This is a genomic window from Maritimibacter fusiformis (genome assembly GCF_008086115.1).
Taxonomy (GTDB): domain Bacteria; phylum Pseudomonadota; class Alphaproteobacteria; order Rhodobacterales; family Rhodobacteraceae; genus Muriiphilus; species Muriiphilus fusiformis.
Genome location: NZ_VSIY01000004.1, coordinates 572720 through 587980, shown reverse-complemented (window position 1 = coordinate 587980; position 15261 = coordinate 572720). Strand labels below are relative to the sequence as shown.

The window sequence follows — 15261 nt, the reverse complement described above, 5'->3', positions numbered from 1 at the left end:
GCGGCGCTCAGACCAGCTTGCGCCCCAGCCCCTCGAGCATGTCGAGACAGGCCGCCAACTGGTCCTTTGCCACGAACTCGTCGGGCTTGTGCGCCTGCCGGATCGAGCCGGGGCCGCAGACCACCGCGCTCATCCCCATGCCCTGAAACAACCCCGCCTCGGTCCCGAACGACACCACGTCGGCACCATTCGCGCCGGTCAGTTCCGCCACCAGGTCGCGCGCCGCGTTCTCGTCCATCGGCGTGAGGCCGACGACCTCGCCGATCACCTCGGTCTCGATGCTTGCATCGGGGGCGACGGCGCGCATCGCGGGCAGGAGCACATCGCGCGCATAGGCGGCGATGCCACCCAGCACGAAATCGGCGTCCGATGGCTGCACCGGGCGCATTTCCCATTCCACCTCGGCCTTGCCGACGATCACGTTATGCGCCACTCCGCCATGGATGCCGCCGATGTTGATGGTCGACCAGGGCGGATCGAACCGGCTGGCCGCAGGCGCGCGCGGCTTCAGCGCCTCGCGCAATTCGAGCAGCCGCCCGACATAGCGTGCCGCGTATTCCGCCGCGTTGACGCCCAGATCGGGGGTCGAGCCGTGGCCCTCGGCGCCGGTAAATCGTGTGGTATATTCGTGGCAGCCCTTGTGGCCCTCGACCAGCCGCATCTCGGTCGGCTCTCCGATGATCGCCATCGCCGGTTTCAGCCCGCGCGCGGTCAGTAGCCCGACCAGATCCTGCGCGCCGAGACAGCCGGTTTCCTCGTCATGGGTAAAGGCGAAATGCAGCGGGCGGCGCAACTCGGCCCCGGCATAGTCGCGCGCCGCCACCAGCGTGGCCGCGATGAAGCCCTTCATGTCGCAGGTGCCCCGGCCATAGAGCAGCCCGTCGTCCTCGCGCAAAACGAAGGGGTCCGAAGTCCAGTCCTGATCCTCCACCGGCACCACGTCGGTGTGGCCCGACAGTACGATGCCGCCATCGCCCTCTGGCCCCAGCGTGGCGAAAAGGTTGGCCTTGGTGCCGCCCGCGTCCGGCAACACCTCGACCCGCGCGCCCAGGCCCTCGAGATAGCCCGCCACCCAGTCGATCAGCGCCCGGTTCGGGTCGGCGGAAATCGTGGGAAAGGCGACCAGGTCGCGCAGGATGTCGGTGGTGTCGTCAAGTCGGCTCATGTCAGTCCTTTACCCAGATCCGGCGCGGGCGGTCGCAGAGGCATTCGGCCGGGCCGTCCTCGCGGATCAGGATCGGCTCGGTGATCTCGATGCCCCAATCCTCCATCCACAGCCCCGGCATGAAGTGAAAGGTCATGCCCGGCTCCAGCACGGTTTCATCCTCGGCGCGCAGCGAGATCGTGCGCTCGCCCCAGTCGGGCGGATAACTCAGGCCGATGGGATAGCCCGCCCGCGCCCCGCGCCGTATGCCCGCGCTTTCAAGCACATCGCCCAGCGCATTGGCAATATCGCAGGCGCGGTTGCCGGCACGCGCGACTTCCAGCCCGGCCTCGAGCCCCTCGATCAACGCCGCCTCGGCCAAGCGCATCTCGTAAGGCGGCTTGCCGATATAGATCGTGCGGCAGAACGGCGTGTGATAGCGCCGGTAACAGCCCGCGATCTCGAAGAACGTCGCCTCGTCGCGCTTGAGGTCGGCCCCGTCCCAGGTCAGGTGCGGCGCCGAGGCGTCGGCGCCCGAGGGCACCATCGGCATGATTGCCGGATAGTCGCCCCAGTCGTCCCCGATCCCGGACACCGCGTCCGACAGAACCCCCGCCACGATGTCGTTCTTGCGCACTCCGGGTTCGGCGCGAAGAAAAACACCATCGACGATCTTCTCGGCGATCCGCGCGGCCTTGCGCATGAAGGCGATCTCCTCGTCGGACTTCACCGCGCGCTGCCAGTTCACCAGCCCGGTGGCGTCGAGGATTTCCGCCTCCGGCAGTTCCTCGAGCATCGTCACATAGGCCCGGGCCGAGAAATAGTAATTCTCCATCTCGACCCCGATCCGGCCCTCGCCCAGCCCCAGTTCGCGGATCAGGGTGGCGAGGTGCTGCATCGGGTGGCGGCGGTCGGACATCACGAAACTGTCGTCATAGGGCCAGAGGTCGTCCTCGCCCAGCCAGGCGGTGCGGCGCGCTCCATTGGCATCCATCTCGCGGCCCCACCAGATCGGGTTGCGGTCATGGGTGACGACGACCCCCTGGTGCACGTAGAACGACCAGCCGTCATAGCCGGTCAGCCAGGCCATGTTGGACGGGTCTTCGACAAAGATCGCGTCCAGCCCCTGCTCGGCCATTTCGGCGCGCACCTTGGCCAGCCGCCGCACATATTCCCGTTGCGAGAACGGGGCCCTGTCAAAGCCCATACTACCCCCGATGTCGATTTGGCATGACGACCAACCCCCTGAAAAAGGGCGCGGGCCTCCAACCCAAGCGTCGCAGCCCGATGCCGCCGTCGCCTAGCGCATCAGCGTCATACGGTGGGCCGAAAACGACAGATCGGCTATTCGAGCGCGCTGCGGTCGACCACCAGCACCCCTTCGGCGACCTTGTCGGAGGGATGGGTGATGACCAGGTCGCCCGGCTCCAGCCCGCCCCGGACCTCGGCGAACTCGGTGTTGCGACGGCCCACTTCGACCTTGCGCACATGCGCCGTGCCGTCCTCGACCGCGAACACCGCCCAGTCGCCATCCTCGCGAAACAGCGCGCTGATCGGCAGGCGCAGCACGTCCTCGCCGCGCCATTCGACGATGCGCAGATAGACGCGGAAGTTATGGCCCAGTGCCGGACGCTCATCCGCCGGTGTCACGAAATCCAGCAGCACCCTGACCCGCTGCTCCTCGATCCCCAGCGCCGAGATCTTGGTGAAGGCGGCCGGCTCGATCTCGCGCACCTCTGCTGCCAGCGCGTGATCGCCGCCCCAGCGTTCGACATAGGCCGGCGCGCCCGCGGCGATCCGGACCGCATCCGACGACAACAGATCGACGCTGATCTCCAGGTCGTCCCTGCGCCCCATGGTCAGAAGCGGCGTGCCTGCACTGACCATCCGCGCGCTTTCGTTGACCACCGACAGCACCTCGCCGGTGATCGGCGCGGTCAGTTCGATGCAGCAGTTGGTCGCCTCGGTGGCCTCCGGGGTGTCGTGGCCCGGTTCGATCAGCACCGCCTGCGCCGCCGCCAATTCGCTGCGCCGCATCTCCTGTGTCGCATGGGCGCTGTCAAGCTGGGCCGCGGCGATGTCGAGCGCCACTTCGGCCTGTTCAAGCTGCGCCTCGGAGGCGCTGCCGCGCTCGTTCAGGCTGAACACCCGGTTGAGCTGACGCTGGGCATTGTTCAGGTCGGCCTCGGCGGCGCGCACATTGGCATCGGCCAGCGCCACCGCCGCCTTGGCCTGCGCCACCGCCGCCTCCGCCTGACGGCGGGCGCGTTCATCGAGGAAGGCGGGCTCGCCGGGCTGGATCCGGGCGACGACGGTTTCATCCGCCACGACCGGACTGCCGATCGTCACCGGGCTGCGCAACACCTGCCCCGAAACCGGCGCCGAAACCTCGAAGACGTTGCGGATACGGGTCTGGCCATCGGCGTCCACCGTCACCTCGAGCACCCCGCGCCCCAGCGTGGCGATATCGACCGGCACGTGTTCGGGTTTGCTGAGTTCATAGGCCGCGGCCCCCGCCGCCGCCAGCACCACCGCACCGAAGATCACCTTGCGAACACTGAGCGCCATTGCTTATTCCCTTGTTTTCATGACCGAAACCAAATCCATCCGGTCGATCCGGCGACGCACAAGCAAGGCCGAGGCAATCGAGGCCCCGGCCACGACCAGCGCCGCGCGGATATAGGTTTCCCGTGTAACGATCAGCGGGATCGAATACAGGTCGGTGTCGAAACTCGCGACCATCGCCCCCGCCATGCCATAGCCCATCCACAGCCCCAGCGGGATCGCCGCCGCGACGAGGATGAAAAGTTCGCCCAGAAGGATATAGCTGACCTCGCCCTTGGTGAAACCGAGGATACGCAGGCTCGCCAGTTCGCGGGCGCGTTCGGAAAGCTGGATGCGGGCCGAGTTGTAGACCACGCCGATGGTGATCAGCGAGGCGACGAAGGAAAAGATCACCACCGAGATGTTGGCGCTTTCGGCCATGGTCTCGTCGAACGAGCTGCGCACCTGCGACATCAGCGTGATGCCCGCGATGGCCGGCGTGTTCTTGACGGCTTCATAAAGCGCGTCCTGCTCGGCAGGGTCGATCATCACGTTGGCCAGCGTCGCCTGCGGCACCTGCCCCAGCATCGCCGACAGCCGGTCCTGATCCATGTAGGCGCCGAGACCGAAGAAGGTCGAGACCGTGCCGGTCACCACCACCGGGCGGCGCAGGTCGTCATGCTGGAGGAACTCGACCTCGATCACGTCGCCGACCCGGGCATCGAGGTGATCGGCCAGCCGGCGTTCCAGCACGATGCCATCCCCGGGCGGCACTTCGGTGCGGCTGTCGCCGTCAAAGACCCGCGCCAGCGTGTTGCTCTCGCGCCGCCCCTCGATGGCGATGGTCCGGGTCCGCGGCCCGTGATACAGCCGCGCCGGGGTGGCAAACGCCCCCTCGGCGCGCATCACGCCGGGCAGGTTCTCGACATCGTCCAGCACCGCCTCGGAGCGCGGGATCGCGAACTCGAGCATCGCGTCCTGCCGGTTCACCTGCACGAAGGCCACGTCCAGCAATTCGTCGAAACTGTCCAGCATGAACAGCCCCGCCACGATCATCGCCGCCGACATCGAGATCCCCAGCGAGGTCAGCGCCGAGCGCACCGGCCAGCGCCCGATGGCGCGCAGGATCATCATGGTCGGCTGACCGGGGCGGAAGAACACGATGATCCGGTCCAGAAGGCCGCGCCGGAACCGGGTGGGCGCCGGCGGGCTCATCGCCACGGCGGGCGACAGCATCACCACCTTGCGCACCGCCAGCGCCGCGCCGACCATCGCCGCCCCCAGCCCGATCACCGCCGACAGCGCATAGACCGCCGGATATTGCACGAACACCAGGTAGGGGAAGTGGAAGAACTCGCCATAGACCCGCGCGATCGCCATCGAGGACCAATACCCGGTGCCCCAGCCGATCGCCACGCCGATCGCCCCGATGCCCATCGCCAGCTTGAGGTAGTGCCACGAGATGTCCCAGCGGCCATAGCCCAGCGCCTTGAGCAGCCCGATCTGCTCGCGCTCCAGCTTGATCAGCCGGCCCAGCACCATGTTGACGAGGAATGCGGTGATCACCAGGAAGATCGGCGGCAACACCTGCACCATGACCGCCAGCTGCTCCAGTTCGCCGTCAAGAAAGGCGTTCGAGGTCTGCGCTTCGCGGTCGTAGGGCCCGCTGCCGCCATAGGGTTTCAACAGGGTTTCAAGCGTGTCCTTGACCTCCTCCAGGTCGGTGCCCCGGGTCACGCTCAGCGTGACCGAGTTGAAGGCACCCGACAGGTTGAAGGCCGCCGCCAGCACCTCTTCGGGCATCCACAGGATGCCGAAGCGCTTGTCGTCGGGAAAGATCGAGCCCGGGCCGATGGTATAGATGAACTCGGGCGACAGCACGATGCCGGTGATCGTGACCTCGCGTTTCTGACCGTTGAGGGTGACGCCGAACGAGTCGCCGGCGCGAAACCCGTGGGCGTTTGCAAAGGCTTCGGCGATCACCACCTCGCGGTCATGCCCCGGCTCGGGCAGACGCCCCGCGCGCAGGATCAACCGGCTCATCTCGGGTGCCCCCGAGGCGGGGATCGAGATGATCTGCCCCATCGCCGGGCTGTCGAGACCCTCGATATCGAGCACGGCATTTTCGGTGATCCGCGCCTCGACCTGCGACACGCCCTCGATCGCGGCGATCTCGGGCACTAGGCTTTTCGGCGCGCGCGCCGCGTTTGACCAGATATCGGGAAAGCGGGTGCGTTCGTAATAGGTGTCGCGCGTCCCGGTCAGCGAGCGTTCGGCGCCATACATCATCACCATGGCCAGAACACCGCAGGCCAGCACCAGCGCAATCGCCAGCGACTGCGCCCAGAGGCGTCTGATGTCGCGGACCAGTTTCTTGTCGAGCGCGCGCATCAGATCACCACTCGATGTCCCGGGGTTCGATCCGGGTGTCGTTGACGACCACGTCGGCAATCGTGCCGTCCGCGAAGAACAGCACCCGGTGCGCCATCTTCTGGATGCCGGCGTTGTGGGTGATGACAACGGTGGTGGTGCCGAGGTCGTCGTTGATCTTCTCCAACGCCTCCAGCACCTGCACCCCGGTCTTGGAGTCCAGCGCCCCGGTCGGCTCGTCGCACAGCAGCACTTCGGGCCGTTTGGCGATGGCGCGCGCAATCGCCACCCGCTGTTGTTCGCCGCCCGACATTTCGGCGGGGAAGTGATCCATGCGGTGATCCAGCCCGACCCGTTCCAGCGCCTCTTCCGGCGGCATCGGGTTCTTCGCCACCTCGGTGACCAGCGAGACATTCTCGCGCGCCGTCAGGCTGGGCACGAGGTTGTAGAACTGAAAGACGAACCCGACATGGTCGCGCCGGTAGCGCGTCAACTCGCGGTCGCGCATCGCGGTCAGCTCGAGCTTCTTGAACCAGGCCCGCCCCGACGTGGCGCTGTCCAGCCCGCCGAGAATGTTCAAGAGCGTCGACTTGCCCGATCCCGACGCGCCCAGGAGCACCGTGAACTCGTTTGCGAACAGCTCGATGTTGACGCCACGCAGCGCGTGCACCTCGACCTCGCCTGTCCGATAGACCTTGGTGATGTCCTCGGTATGAAAGATGCACTCGGCCATCCGGCCCCCTTTTTGCGGGACTTATCACCCCTAGGTGTCCCGATGACCTTGATCTGGTTCAAACCGGGTTGCGGTTTCACCAATCGCGCTGCTGGTGCCCGCGCCCGGACTCGAACCGGGACGCCCTGAGGCTGGGGATTTTGGGTCCACCGAGGGTTGGTGCGGGTGACGGGAATCGAACCCGTAAGTCATTGAAGACGCGAGATTTTAAGTCTCGTGCGTTTACCATTTTCGCCACACCCGCTTGGCACAATGGCATACTATGGCACCGCGCCACTTAGAAGCCGAAACTCAACCCTAAGGAACGGTCAGAGGGTGACAATCAAGCCACCGCCAAAATCCGACCAAGCTTGCCCGAGAAGATCATACCAAATCCATCGGTACCATTCTCAGTGCCCACCTTGGGGGTATGCAATGCGTGTTGAATTGTTGTCGTGCTGTGAGCTCCATCAGGACTGTATTACTGCTTTTCGATAGAGACAACAGCCCCAAGGATGATGACACCAGCCACCTCTTCCCACGTAGTCTAGCCATATAACACCTCTTCCAGTTGACGCACGAACGCCTCACCGCGAGGGGTCAGCGTGAGCAACCTGCGGCGACGATCCTTTGTATCAATCGTCTGAGTGACCAGCCCATAGCCAGCGTTAGGCATGTCCGGGGTTCCTTCGCCCCAATAGTAGCCGTTACGCGAGGCTGCGCCTTGGGTTAGCCCTAGGTTCCGCGTTAGGTCCATCGTGGTCACACCTTCGGGTCGGTTCTGATGTTGCGCAATGTAGAGCAGGGTCAAAGCCGTGCTCAGTTGCATATTCAGGTCGTATTGGGCCAATCGCTGCAAGAAGCGTATGCCACGCCCCAAATCTACTTCCACTCTCGACGTTCTGGTCATTTTGGTTACTCCCGTGTTTGGTGTTTCGTGTCCACTCGATACCTCATAAATAGTTTCTGGGATTAGCGGAACGCTCCGCGAGGGGGAAGCACCGCATCGCGGCTTGACGCCCCGATCCGCTTGGTGTGACATCCTCCGATGTTCCCGATCCGTGATCACAACCCGTCCGACCGAACGCCCTTCGTCACCTATGCGCTGGTCGCGGTGAATGTAGGTGTGTTCCTGGCGATGCTGCCCCTGATGGCGGACGAGCGCGCGCTTTACGAAGTCTACTGGCAGTATGGCCTGGTGCCGGTCAAGGTGATCCACGGCGAGGGTCTGCACGGCATCTTCACCTCGATGTTCCTGCACGGCGGCTTCATGCATCTCGCGGGCAACATGCTGTTTTTGTGGATCTTCGGCGACAACCTCGAAGACCGGATGGGGCATGGCCGGTTCTTGCTGTTCTACTTGCTGGCGGGCGCCGGGGCGGGGCTGCTGCAGATGTTGCCGGCTCCGGCCACGCCGGTGCCGCTGATCGGGGCATCGGGCGCGATCGCCGGGGTGATGGGCGGGTATCTGTTGCTGTTCCCGCGCGCCCGGGTCGACGTGATCGTGATTTTCGTCGTGTTCTACCGGATCTTCGCCCTGCCCGCCTGGATGATGCTGGGGCTGTGGTTCGGGCTTCAGATCTTCAACGGCGTCGGCGCGCCGGTGGGTGAGGGTGGCGTGGCCTACTGGGCCCATGCCGGCGGTTTCGTGGTCGGAGTGATCGGGGCGCTTCCGGTGTGGCGCAGCCTGGGCGGGCCGGAATTCTGGGCGCGCACGCACGGCCACCCCGACAATCCGCCCGCCGACCCCAGGCTGCGGCCAAGCTCGGTGCCCAAGGTGCGCCGCCGCTAGACCCGCGAACGGGGCACGGCGGGGATCACTCGGGGACCACCTCGATATTGACCATGTAGGTGCTGATGTTGTTGGCCACTTCGGGCGCGCTGGACGAGACGTAGAACGCCGCCGAGATGCCCATGAACACGAGCGCGGCAGTCAGCACGACCCAATCGACCGTCACCGCGCCATCTTCGTCCGTGGCAAAAATCAGTCTCTGCATTCCGGTCCACTCGCAATCGGCATCCAAGGCCCCACGCTCACGAGCAGTATCGCCGCAAAACGCGGCAGGAATGCGGCCAGTCTCTGGCGCCGATGTGAGGATTTCGCCCCCGGGCGGTGTCTATCCGCGGATGATCGGGGCGAACTTGTCGAAAATCGCCTCATTGGCGGCAACGATCTCACCCGACGACAGGATGTCCTCGCCCGGCGTGATGGCTTCGACCAGGCCCCCGGCTTCGCGCAGGATCACCAGGCCGGCGGCAACGTCCCAGGCATGCAGCCGGCGTTCCCAGAACCCGTCATAGCGCCCGGCGGCCACATAGGCGAGGTCGAGCGCCGCCGCCCCCCAGCGCCGCACCCCGGCGCAGGCCGGCAACAGGCGGGCGAGATCCTGCAAGGTCTCGGGCAGGTCCGAACGCCCGCCGAACGGCAGGCCGGTGGCGAAGATCGCCTCGATCATCTTGGTGCGTGCCGACACCCTGAGCCGGGTTTCGTTCATGAAGGCGCCCTGCCCCTTCTCGGCCACGAACATCTCGTCCTTGGCCGGGTCATAGATCACGCCCGCGACGATCTCGCCCTTGTGTTCCAGCCCGATCGACACCGCCCAATGCGGCAGCCCGTGCAGGAAATTGGTGGTGCCATCGAGCGGATCGACGATCCAGCGCCGGGTCGGGTCCTTGCCCGGCTCGCCGCCGCCCTCCTCGCCCAGCCAGCCGTAATTCGGCCGTCCGTTCATGAGCTCCTCGCGAATGATCCCCTCGGCGGCGATATCGGCCTTGGAGACGAAATCCCCCGCCCCCTTCATCGACACCTGGAGGTTCTCGACCTCGCGGAAATCCTTGACGAGGCTGCGCCCGGCCTTGCGCGCGGCCTTGATCATCAGGTTGAGGTTGGCACTGCCCTGCATCTGGCGCTCCTTTGGTTCGCGTGGGCTATACGCGCGGCGCGCGGCTTTGCCAAGGGTGGGCGGGAATCGGTGGCCCGTGGCTCCGGGGCGGGCACCGCCGGGGCGCGGCGATCATTTCCGAAACCCGGACAGATTGGATGCCGGACGGATGATTGGCGCCGCCGCGGATACAATAACCGTTGAAAATCAGCAGCTTGATTGACTTTCACGCGCCTTGCGGCGAACGTTCGCACGGGGCACGCAAGGGGACGAACGCGCAAATGGTCATCCATGACCCGGTGCACCGCCGGGCTATTCCCGATTGCAATCGCCTTGCCCGCCTGACCCGGCAAGGTGCCGGCCCGGGCATGCCGCGATGACCATCGAGATCATCGCACCGCATGAGCTGGACGCGGGGCTTGTGGCCACATGGACCCGGCTCCAGGCCGCCGACGGCGATCTGCGCAGCCCGTTCTTTTCACCCGAGTTCTGCCGCATCATCGGCGAGGTGCGCCCGGACGTGCGCATCGCGGTGATCCAGGGCGCGGGCGAGGTCTCTGGGCTGTTCGCCTTTCACCGCCAGCGCTTTGGCCGCCTTGCGCCACTGGCCGGGCAGATCTCGGACTATCACGGCATCGTCGGGGTGCCGGGGCCGGGTGACGGGATCGGCGCGATCCTGCGGGCCGCGAGCGCGCAGGCCTATGATTTCAACCACATGCCGGTCTCGCAACGCGGTTTCGCGGCGCAGTCTTTCCGCCGCACCACCTCGCCCCTGATCGACCTGTCGGGCGGGTTCGACGCCTGGCACGCGGGCCGCCGCGCAGAGACCCGCGCGATCCGCGATGTCGAGCGCCGGGCGCGCAAGCTGGCGCGCGAAGTCGGGCCGCTCAGGTTCGTGGCCAACGACACCTCGCCCGAGGTCTGGAACCGGCTGATCGACTGGAAGCGCGCCGCGCTGGCCGCGATCGGGGTGGATTTCATCCTCGACCGGCCCTGGGCGCGTGCGGCAGCCGAAGCCATCCGCAACCACGACAGCCCCGCCTTCGCCGGCATGACCTCGACGCTCTGGGCGGGCGACACGCTGGCGGCGGTGCATTTCGGGATGCGCAACGCGCGCACCTGGCATTGGTGGTTCCCGGCCTACAACGCCGAGCTTGGGCGCTATTCGCCCGGGCTCGCGCTGATCATGGACGCGCTGCGCCACGCCGAGGCGACCGGGATCGACGAGCTTGATTTCGGGCGCGGCGACCAACGCTACAAGTCCGAATTCTCCAATGCTCACCGGGCGCTCTGCGAAGGCTCGGTCGAGCGCAGCCTCAGCCCGCTGGGGGTGCCCCGGCGGCTGCGCAAGGCGGTGCAGAAACCGCTGACGCAGGGCGCATCGGTGGCGGTGTCGGAGTTCGCTCGCAAGGTCGGCGACCGTCTGCTGGTCGCAGGTCGCCTCACCTGACCGGGCCCCGCCCGCATGCAATGACCACAAGAAGGGGTCGCAAGATGATGAAATCCGAATCCGTCCCGGCGCAATCCGCCAGTTCCGCCAAGGTCGACACCATGCTGGGCGCCGCCCAGACCACCAACAAGCCCAAATCGTCCGACATCTCGCCCGGCCCCGGCTTTCGCGTGCGCTGCACGGTCGACCGCCCGCCAGAGTCGCTGATCGCCGGGTTCGACGCCTTTGAATCCACCGATATCTCGGACGCGCTGAACCGCCTCTACACGATGGGTGCGACCATCCATAACGTCGTCTCGGACGCGCCCCTGCTGGGTCCGGCCTGCACCGTCAAGGTCTATCCCGGCGACAACCTGATGGTTCACAAGGCGCTCGACGTTGCCCGCCCCGGTGATGTCATCGTGGTCGATGGCAGCGGCAGCCTGAACGCGGCGGTGATCGGCGACCTTGTCGCCAACAAGGCCCGCCACCGGGGCATCGCCGGGTTCGTGATCGACGGGCTGGTGCGCGATCTGCCGGGGCTGCGCGAATGCGGGATGCCGGTCTATGCGCGCGGCGTGACCCCGTTCGGCCCGCTGCACCGCGGGCCGGGCGAGATCAACCATGCGGTCAGTTGCGGCGGCATCGTGGTCAACCCTGGCGACATCATCCGCGCCGATCCCAGCGGCGTGACCGTGGTGCCGCGCCTCTGGGCGGGCGAGATCCTGAAACGCCTGACCGCCGGGCGCGAACGCCAGGCCGCCTATGTCGCCAACGTCAAGCGCGGCCAGTTCTCCAACGCCTGGGTCGACGACCTGCTGGAGGCCGCGGGCTGCATCTTCGATGACTGAAGTTGCCCCTCCTCACGCTGGCTGGCGCCGGCCGGCGGGGCTGTCGTCGCTGCCCGGCCTGGGCAAGCTGCACCGGCTGCCGGATGCGCGCGACATCCTGCGCCGCCGGCAGTTCGAGCCGCTGCGCGCGGCCTTTCACGACCGGCTGTGGCGCGAGGCGGCGGCGGCGGTCGGGGCGACGCATTCGCATCATTCGCAAGGTCTGCACCGCATCGCGCGGGGGCGGCTGGTGACCTTCACCCGCGGCTCGGACCTGATGCTGGACAACGCCATCACGCTGACGCTGGTGACCGACAAGCAGGAATGCTACCGGGTTTTCGCCGCGCGTGGCCTGCCGGTGCCGCCGCACCGCGCCTTCGACAAGTCCGACCTGACCAGCGCCGAGACCTTTCTGCGCGAAAGCGCCGGGCCGGTGGTGGTCAAGCCCAACCTGGGCACCGGCGGCGGGCGCGGCGTGACCACCGGCATCACCACCCGGGCGGCGCTGCGCAAGGCGATCCGGCGGGCCGCGCGGTTCGGCCCCGACCTGCTGATCGAGGCGCAGATCCCCGGTGCCTCCTTCCGGCTCTACTACCTCGACGGGCGCCTGATCGACGCGGTGCGCCGCGACCCGCCGGAACTGACCGGCGACGGGCGCCGCAGCATCCGCCAGCTTGTCGCCGCCGAGAACCACAACCGCCTGACCAGCACGCCGCCGACCGCGCTCAGCCCGCTGGTGGTCGATGCCGACATGCGCAACTGGCTGACACGCTCCGGCCTCGGGCCATCGTCGGTGCCTTCGGCGGGTGCGCGCATCATCGTCAAGGCGGTGGTCAACGAGAACGCCAGCCCGCAAAACCACAGCGTGCGCGCCGAGGTTCATCCCGACATCGTCGACCGCCTTGGCCGGCTGGTCACGGACATGGGCGTGCGCGCCGCCGGGGTCGATCTGATCGCCCCCGACATCGCCCGCCCGCTGGACGCCGGTGACATTTTCGTCAGCGAAATCAACGCCAACCCCGGGCTGCACCATCACGTCCTGGTTGCCGATCCGGCCAATGCCGTGCCGGTGGCGCGGCTCGCGCTCGACCACATCTTCGAGACCCGCACCGGAGTGATGCTGCTATGAAGACCGCGCGCCTCGCAGAGGGCATCGACACCACCTGCCCGGTCCTGCTGCTGGGTGGCGAGGAAAACTCGCTGGAAATCGTGCGCCATTTTTCCCGGCTGGGCATCACCGTCCGGGTCGCGGGCGCGCCCGGCTGCTGGGCGCTGGAAAGCCGCGATTGCGCCGAGGCCCTGCGCATCCCGCCCGGGGTCGCGACCCATGACTACTGGAAAACGCTGCTGTTGTCCGGCGGGCCAACCCGGTTCGACGGGCATATCATCTGCGCCATGGACGACGACGCGATCAGCTTTGTCATCGCCCATGAGCCCGCGTTGCGCGCCCGCTTCCGGCTGGAGCGGTTCGACGGCGGTTTGCGCGCCGCGATGCTCGACAAGCGCCGCACGCTGGAGCTTGCCGCCGACATTGGCGTGCCCGCGCCGCAGTTCTGGCCGATCGAAACCATCGAGGATGTCCAGGCGCTGCGCGGACAACTCACCTTTCCGGTAATGGTCAAGCCAGTGCATTCGCACCTGTTCGTGCGCGCCTTTGGCCGGAAACTGTTCATCATCGAGCGGGATTTCGATGACCTCATCGCCAAGGCCCGCCGGGCGCTCGAGCGGGGGCTGGCGATCTCGGTGGTCGAGATGATCCCGGGCCCGGACAGCCTGTTGTCGAGCTACTACACCTATATCGACGCGCGCGGCACGCCGCTGTTTCACTACACCAAACGGATCGTGCGCCGCTATCCGACCAATTCCGGCGGCGCCGTCTACCACGTCACCGAATGGCTGCCCGAAACCGCCGAGATAGGCCTGCGCTATCTGCGCGGCATCGGCTGGCGCGGGCTGGCCAATATCGAGTTCAAGCGCGACACCCGCGACGGCAAGCTCAAGGTGATCGAGGTCAACGCCCGCTATACCGCCGCGCACCGGCTGTTGGTGCGCTCCGGCGCGCCGGTCGACCTGGTGGCCTATTGCGACCTCACCGACCAGCCCGCGCCGGTCTTTACCGGCTACCGGCAGGACATGCGGCTGTGGATGCCGGTCCGCGATTTCCGCGCCTTTCTGGAACTGCGGCGGCAATGCAAGCTGAGCCTGCGCGGCTGGCTGGCCAGCCTGCCGTGGCGCTCCACCATCAGCCCGATGCTCAGCCTGCGCGACCCGATGCCCTCGGTCGAGCATCTGCGCTTTTCCCTGGTCGCCAACTGGCGAAGGCTGCGCGCCCGTGTCCGCTGAAGCCCCGCCCATCCCGCGGTTTCCGGCAGCCGTGCTGGAGGCGTTCGCCTCGCGGCTTCTGGCGGCGGCGGGTGTCGCGCCGGACCAGGCGGCCTCGGTCACCGAGAACCTGATCTGGAACGACGCCGCCGGGCGGCACAACCACGGCTTTGACCGCCTGCCCGCGATGCTGGAGCGGCTGCGCGACGGCACCATCGCGGGGGGTGCGGCGATGCGGTTTTCAGACATCGCGCCGACGCTCGCCCGGCTCGACGCAGCGGGCGGTTTCGGCCAGCACGCCGGGCGGCTGGCCATCGACCGCGCGGTCGGCCTGGCGCGAGCCGAGGGCGTGGGGATCGTCGGGGTGGCGAACAGCCATTTCTTCGGCACCGGCGCGTTTTTCGTGGCCCGCGCGGCGGCGGCGGGGATGATCGCCTTTGCCTTTTCCAACTCCTACGCCAAGGTCGCGGCCCACGGCGGCTCGCACCCGGTGCTTGGCACCAATCCCCTGGCCTTCGCCGCCCCGCGCGGCGCGGCCGATCCGCTGATCGTGGATTTCTCGACCGCGTCCCTCGCCGGATCGACCCAGCGCGCCGGGGGCGAGATGCCCGAGGGCGCGGTGGACGAGGCCACCGGCGCGCTCAAACCCGCCGCCGGGGCCAAGGGCTTCGGCCTTGCGCTGATGGTCGAGGTTCTGGCCGGCGTTCTGACCGGCGCAGGGATCGGGCGCGAGGTCGGATCGCTCTATTCGCCCGGCACGAGACCGGCGGACAGCGGGCATCTGTTCATGGTGCTCGACCCCGCGCGCTGGCTTGGGCCCGAGGCTTTTGTTGCCAGAATGGAAACACTGGTCGACATGGTGGCCAGCAGCGGCCCCGATGGCGCGGTGCGTCTGCCCGGCGCGGCCCGGGCAGAGGCCCTGCGGATGAGCGCGGCCCAGGGCATCGGGCTGACCCCCGCGACACTTGCCGCGCTGGGGCATCTGGCCGGGGCCTACGGCATCGACCCCTTGCCCGCCTGACGGTTCA

The 15261-nt window shown here is 67.1% G+C and carries 14 protein-coding genes and 1 tRNA gene; 6 read left to right on the top strand and 9 right to left on the bottom strand.

From position 1 onward, the window contains the following. Window positions 1-7 precede the first annotated feature (7 nt). The 7 genes from argE to FVF75_RS06880 all read right to left on the bottom strand — a co-directional run bounded on the left by argE (window position 8) and on the right by FVF75_RS06880 (window position 7680). Window positions 8-1165, bottom strand: coding sequence for an acetylornithine deacetylase (gene argE / locus FVF75_RS06910; protein WP_148377200.1), 1158 nt, complete (start codon window positions 1163-1165; stop codon window positions 8-10). 1 nt (window position 1166) lies between these two features. Further along, on the bottom strand, window positions 1167-2351 hold the full coding sequence (locus FVF75_RS06905) for a M24 family metallopeptidase (protein ID WP_148377199.1): 1185 nt from the start codon (window positions 2349-2351) through the stop codon (window positions 1167-1169). A gap of 137 nt (window positions 2352-2488) precedes the next feature. Further along, window positions 2489-3712 (bottom strand): efflux RND transporter periplasmic adaptor subunit, encoded by a 1224-nt coding sequence (locus FVF75_RS06900; protein ID WP_148377198.1) that lies wholly within the window; start codon window positions 3710-3712, stop codon window positions 2489-2491. Between the two features lie 3 nt (window positions 3713-3715). Next, window positions 3716-6079 (bottom strand): ABC transporter permease, encoded by a 2364-nt coding sequence (locus FVF75_RS06895; protein WP_148377197.1) that lies wholly within the window; start codon window positions 6077-6079, stop codon window positions 3716-3718. A 4-nt stretch (window positions 6080-6083) separates the two neighbouring features. After that, window positions 6084-6791, bottom strand: a complete 708-nt coding sequence (locus tag FVF75_RS06890; RefSeq protein ID WP_148377196.1) for an ABC transporter ATP-binding protein — start codon at window positions 6789-6791, stop codon at window positions 6084-6086. A 157-nt stretch (window positions 6792-6948) separates the two neighbouring features. Further along, window positions 6949-7035 (bottom strand) — tRNA-Leu (locus tag FVF75_RS06885). Window positions 7036-7317: 282 nt separating this feature from the next. After that, window positions 7318-7680, bottom strand: coding sequence for a helix-turn-helix domain-containing protein (locus tag FVF75_RS06880; protein ID WP_148377195.1), 363 nt, complete (start codon window positions 7678-7680; stop codon window positions 7318-7320). A gap of 138 nt (window positions 7681-7818) precedes the next feature. On the opposite strand from FVF75_RS06880, the gene FVF75_RS06875 reads away from it, so the two are divergent. After that, window positions 7819-8562, top strand: coding sequence for a rhomboid family intramembrane serine protease (locus tag FVF75_RS06875; protein ID WP_148377194.1), 744 nt, complete (start codon window positions 7819-7821; stop codon window positions 8560-8562). Window positions 8563-8587: 25 nt separating this feature from the next. Here FVF75_RS06875 and FVF75_RS06870 read toward each other — a convergent pair whose 3' ends face one another. Continuing rightward, window positions 8588-8767: a hypothetical protein gene (locus tag FVF75_RS06870; RefSeq protein WP_148377193.1), complete on the bottom strand. Its 180-nt coding sequence runs from the start codon at window positions 8765-8767 to the stop codon at window positions 8588-8590. Window positions 8768-8887: 120 nt separating this feature from the next. Next, on the bottom strand, window positions 8888-9673 hold the full coding sequence (locus tag FVF75_RS06865; RefSeq protein ID WP_148377192.1) for an inositol monophosphatase family protein: 786 nt from the start codon (window positions 9671-9673) through the stop codon (window positions 8888-8890). A gap of 355 nt (window positions 9674-10028) precedes the next feature. On the opposite strand from FVF75_RS06865, the gene FVF75_RS06860 reads away from it, so the two are divergent. Genes FVF75_RS06860 through FVF75_RS06840 form a run of 5 tightly spaced genes read left to right on the top strand, consistent with a single transcriptional unit; the run spans window position 10029 to window position 15254 of the window. Continuing rightward, on the top strand, window positions 10029-11102 hold the full coding sequence (locus tag FVF75_RS06860) for a GNAT family N-acetyltransferase (RefSeq protein WP_148377191.1): 1074 nt from the start codon (window positions 10029-10031) through the stop codon (window positions 11100-11102). Between the two features lie 47 nt (window positions 11103-11149). Continuing rightward, window positions 11150-11932 (top strand): RraA family protein, encoded by a 783-nt coding sequence (locus tag FVF75_RS06855; RefSeq protein ID WP_187393000.1) that lies wholly within the window; start codon window positions 11150-11152, stop codon window positions 11930-11932. Continuing rightward, window positions 11925-13040 carry a cyanophycin synthetase gene (locus FVF75_RS06850; protein ID WP_148377189.1) on the top strand — a complete coding sequence of 372 codons (1116 nt, stop codon included), beginning with the start codon at window positions 11925-11927 and terminating at the stop codon, window positions 13038-13040. The genes FVF75_RS06855 and FVF75_RS06850 overlap by 8 nt, the downstream gene beginning before the upstream one ends. Then, the gene (locus FVF75_RS06845) at window positions 13037-14254 is read left to right on the top strand and encodes a carboxylate--amine ligase (RefSeq protein ID WP_148377188.1); all 1218 of its coding nucleotides are present in this window, start codon (window positions 13037-13039) and stop codon (window positions 14252-14254) included. Before FVF75_RS06850 ends, FVF75_RS06845 begins: the two co-directional genes overlap by 4 nt. Continuing rightward, entirely contained in the window at window positions 14244-15254 is a 1011-nt protein-coding gene (locus FVF75_RS06840) for an Ldh family oxidoreductase (protein WP_187392999.1), read from the top strand. The genes FVF75_RS06845 and FVF75_RS06840 overlap by 11 nt, the downstream gene beginning before the upstream one ends. The last annotated feature ends 7 nt before the right edge of the window (window positions 15255-15261 follow it).

What these genes read in the sequence shown, in the direction of transcription:
- FVF75_RS06890 (WP_148377196.1), bottom strand. Translation starts at nt 6,791, where the DNA reads ATGGCCGAGTGCATCTTTCATACCGAGGACATCACCAAGGTCTATCGG.
- FVF75_RS06900 (WP_148377198.1), bottom strand. Translation starts at nt 3,712, where the DNA reads ATGGCGCTCAGTGTTCGCAAGGTGATCTTCGGTGCGGTGGTGCTGGCG.
- argE (WP_148377200.1), bottom strand. Translation starts at nt 1,165, where the DNA reads ATGAGCCGACTTGACGACACCACCGACATCCTGCGCGACCTGGTCGCC.
- FVF75_RS06845 (WP_148377188.1), top strand. Translation starts at nt 13,037, where the DNA reads ATGAAGACCGCGCGCCTCGCAGAGGGCATCGACACCACCTGCCCGGTC.
- FVF75_RS06860 (WP_148377191.1), top strand. Translation starts at nt 10,029, where the DNA reads ATGACCATCGAGATCATCGCACCGCATGAGCTGGACGCGGGGCTTGTG.
- FVF75_RS06875 (WP_148377194.1), top strand. Translation starts at nt 7,819, where the DNA reads ATGTTCCCGATCCGTGATCACAACCCGTCCGACCGAACGCCCTTCGTC.
- FVF75_RS06865 (WP_148377192.1), bottom strand. Translation starts at nt 9,673, where the DNA reads ATGCAGGGCAGTGCCAACCTCAACCTGATGATCAAGGCCGCGCGCAAG.
- FVF75_RS06905 (WP_148377199.1), bottom strand. Translation starts at nt 2,351, where the DNA reads ATGGGCTTTGACAGGGCCCCGTTCTCGCAACGGGAATATGTGCGGCGG.
- FVF75_RS06880 (WP_148377195.1), bottom strand. Translation starts at nt 7,680, where the DNA reads ATGACCAGAACGTCGAGAGTGGAAGTAGATTTGGGGCGTGGCATACGC.
- FVF75_RS06895 (WP_148377197.1), bottom strand. Translation starts at nt 6,079, where the DNA reads ATGCGCGCGCTCGACAAGAAACTGGTCCGCGACATCAGACGCCTCTGG.
- FVF75_RS06850 (WP_148377189.1), top strand. Translation starts at nt 11,925, where the DNA reads ATGACTGAAGTTGCCCCTCCTCACGCTGGCTGGCGCCGGCCGGCGGGG.
- FVF75_RS06870 (WP_148377193.1), bottom strand. Translation starts at nt 8,767, where the DNA reads ATGCAGAGACTGATTTTTGCCACGGACGAAGATGGCGCGGTGACGGTC.
- FVF75_RS06855 (WP_187393000.1), top strand. Translation starts at nt 11,150, where the DNA reads ATGAAATCCGAATCCGTCCCGGCGCAATCCGCCAGTTCCGCCAAGGTC.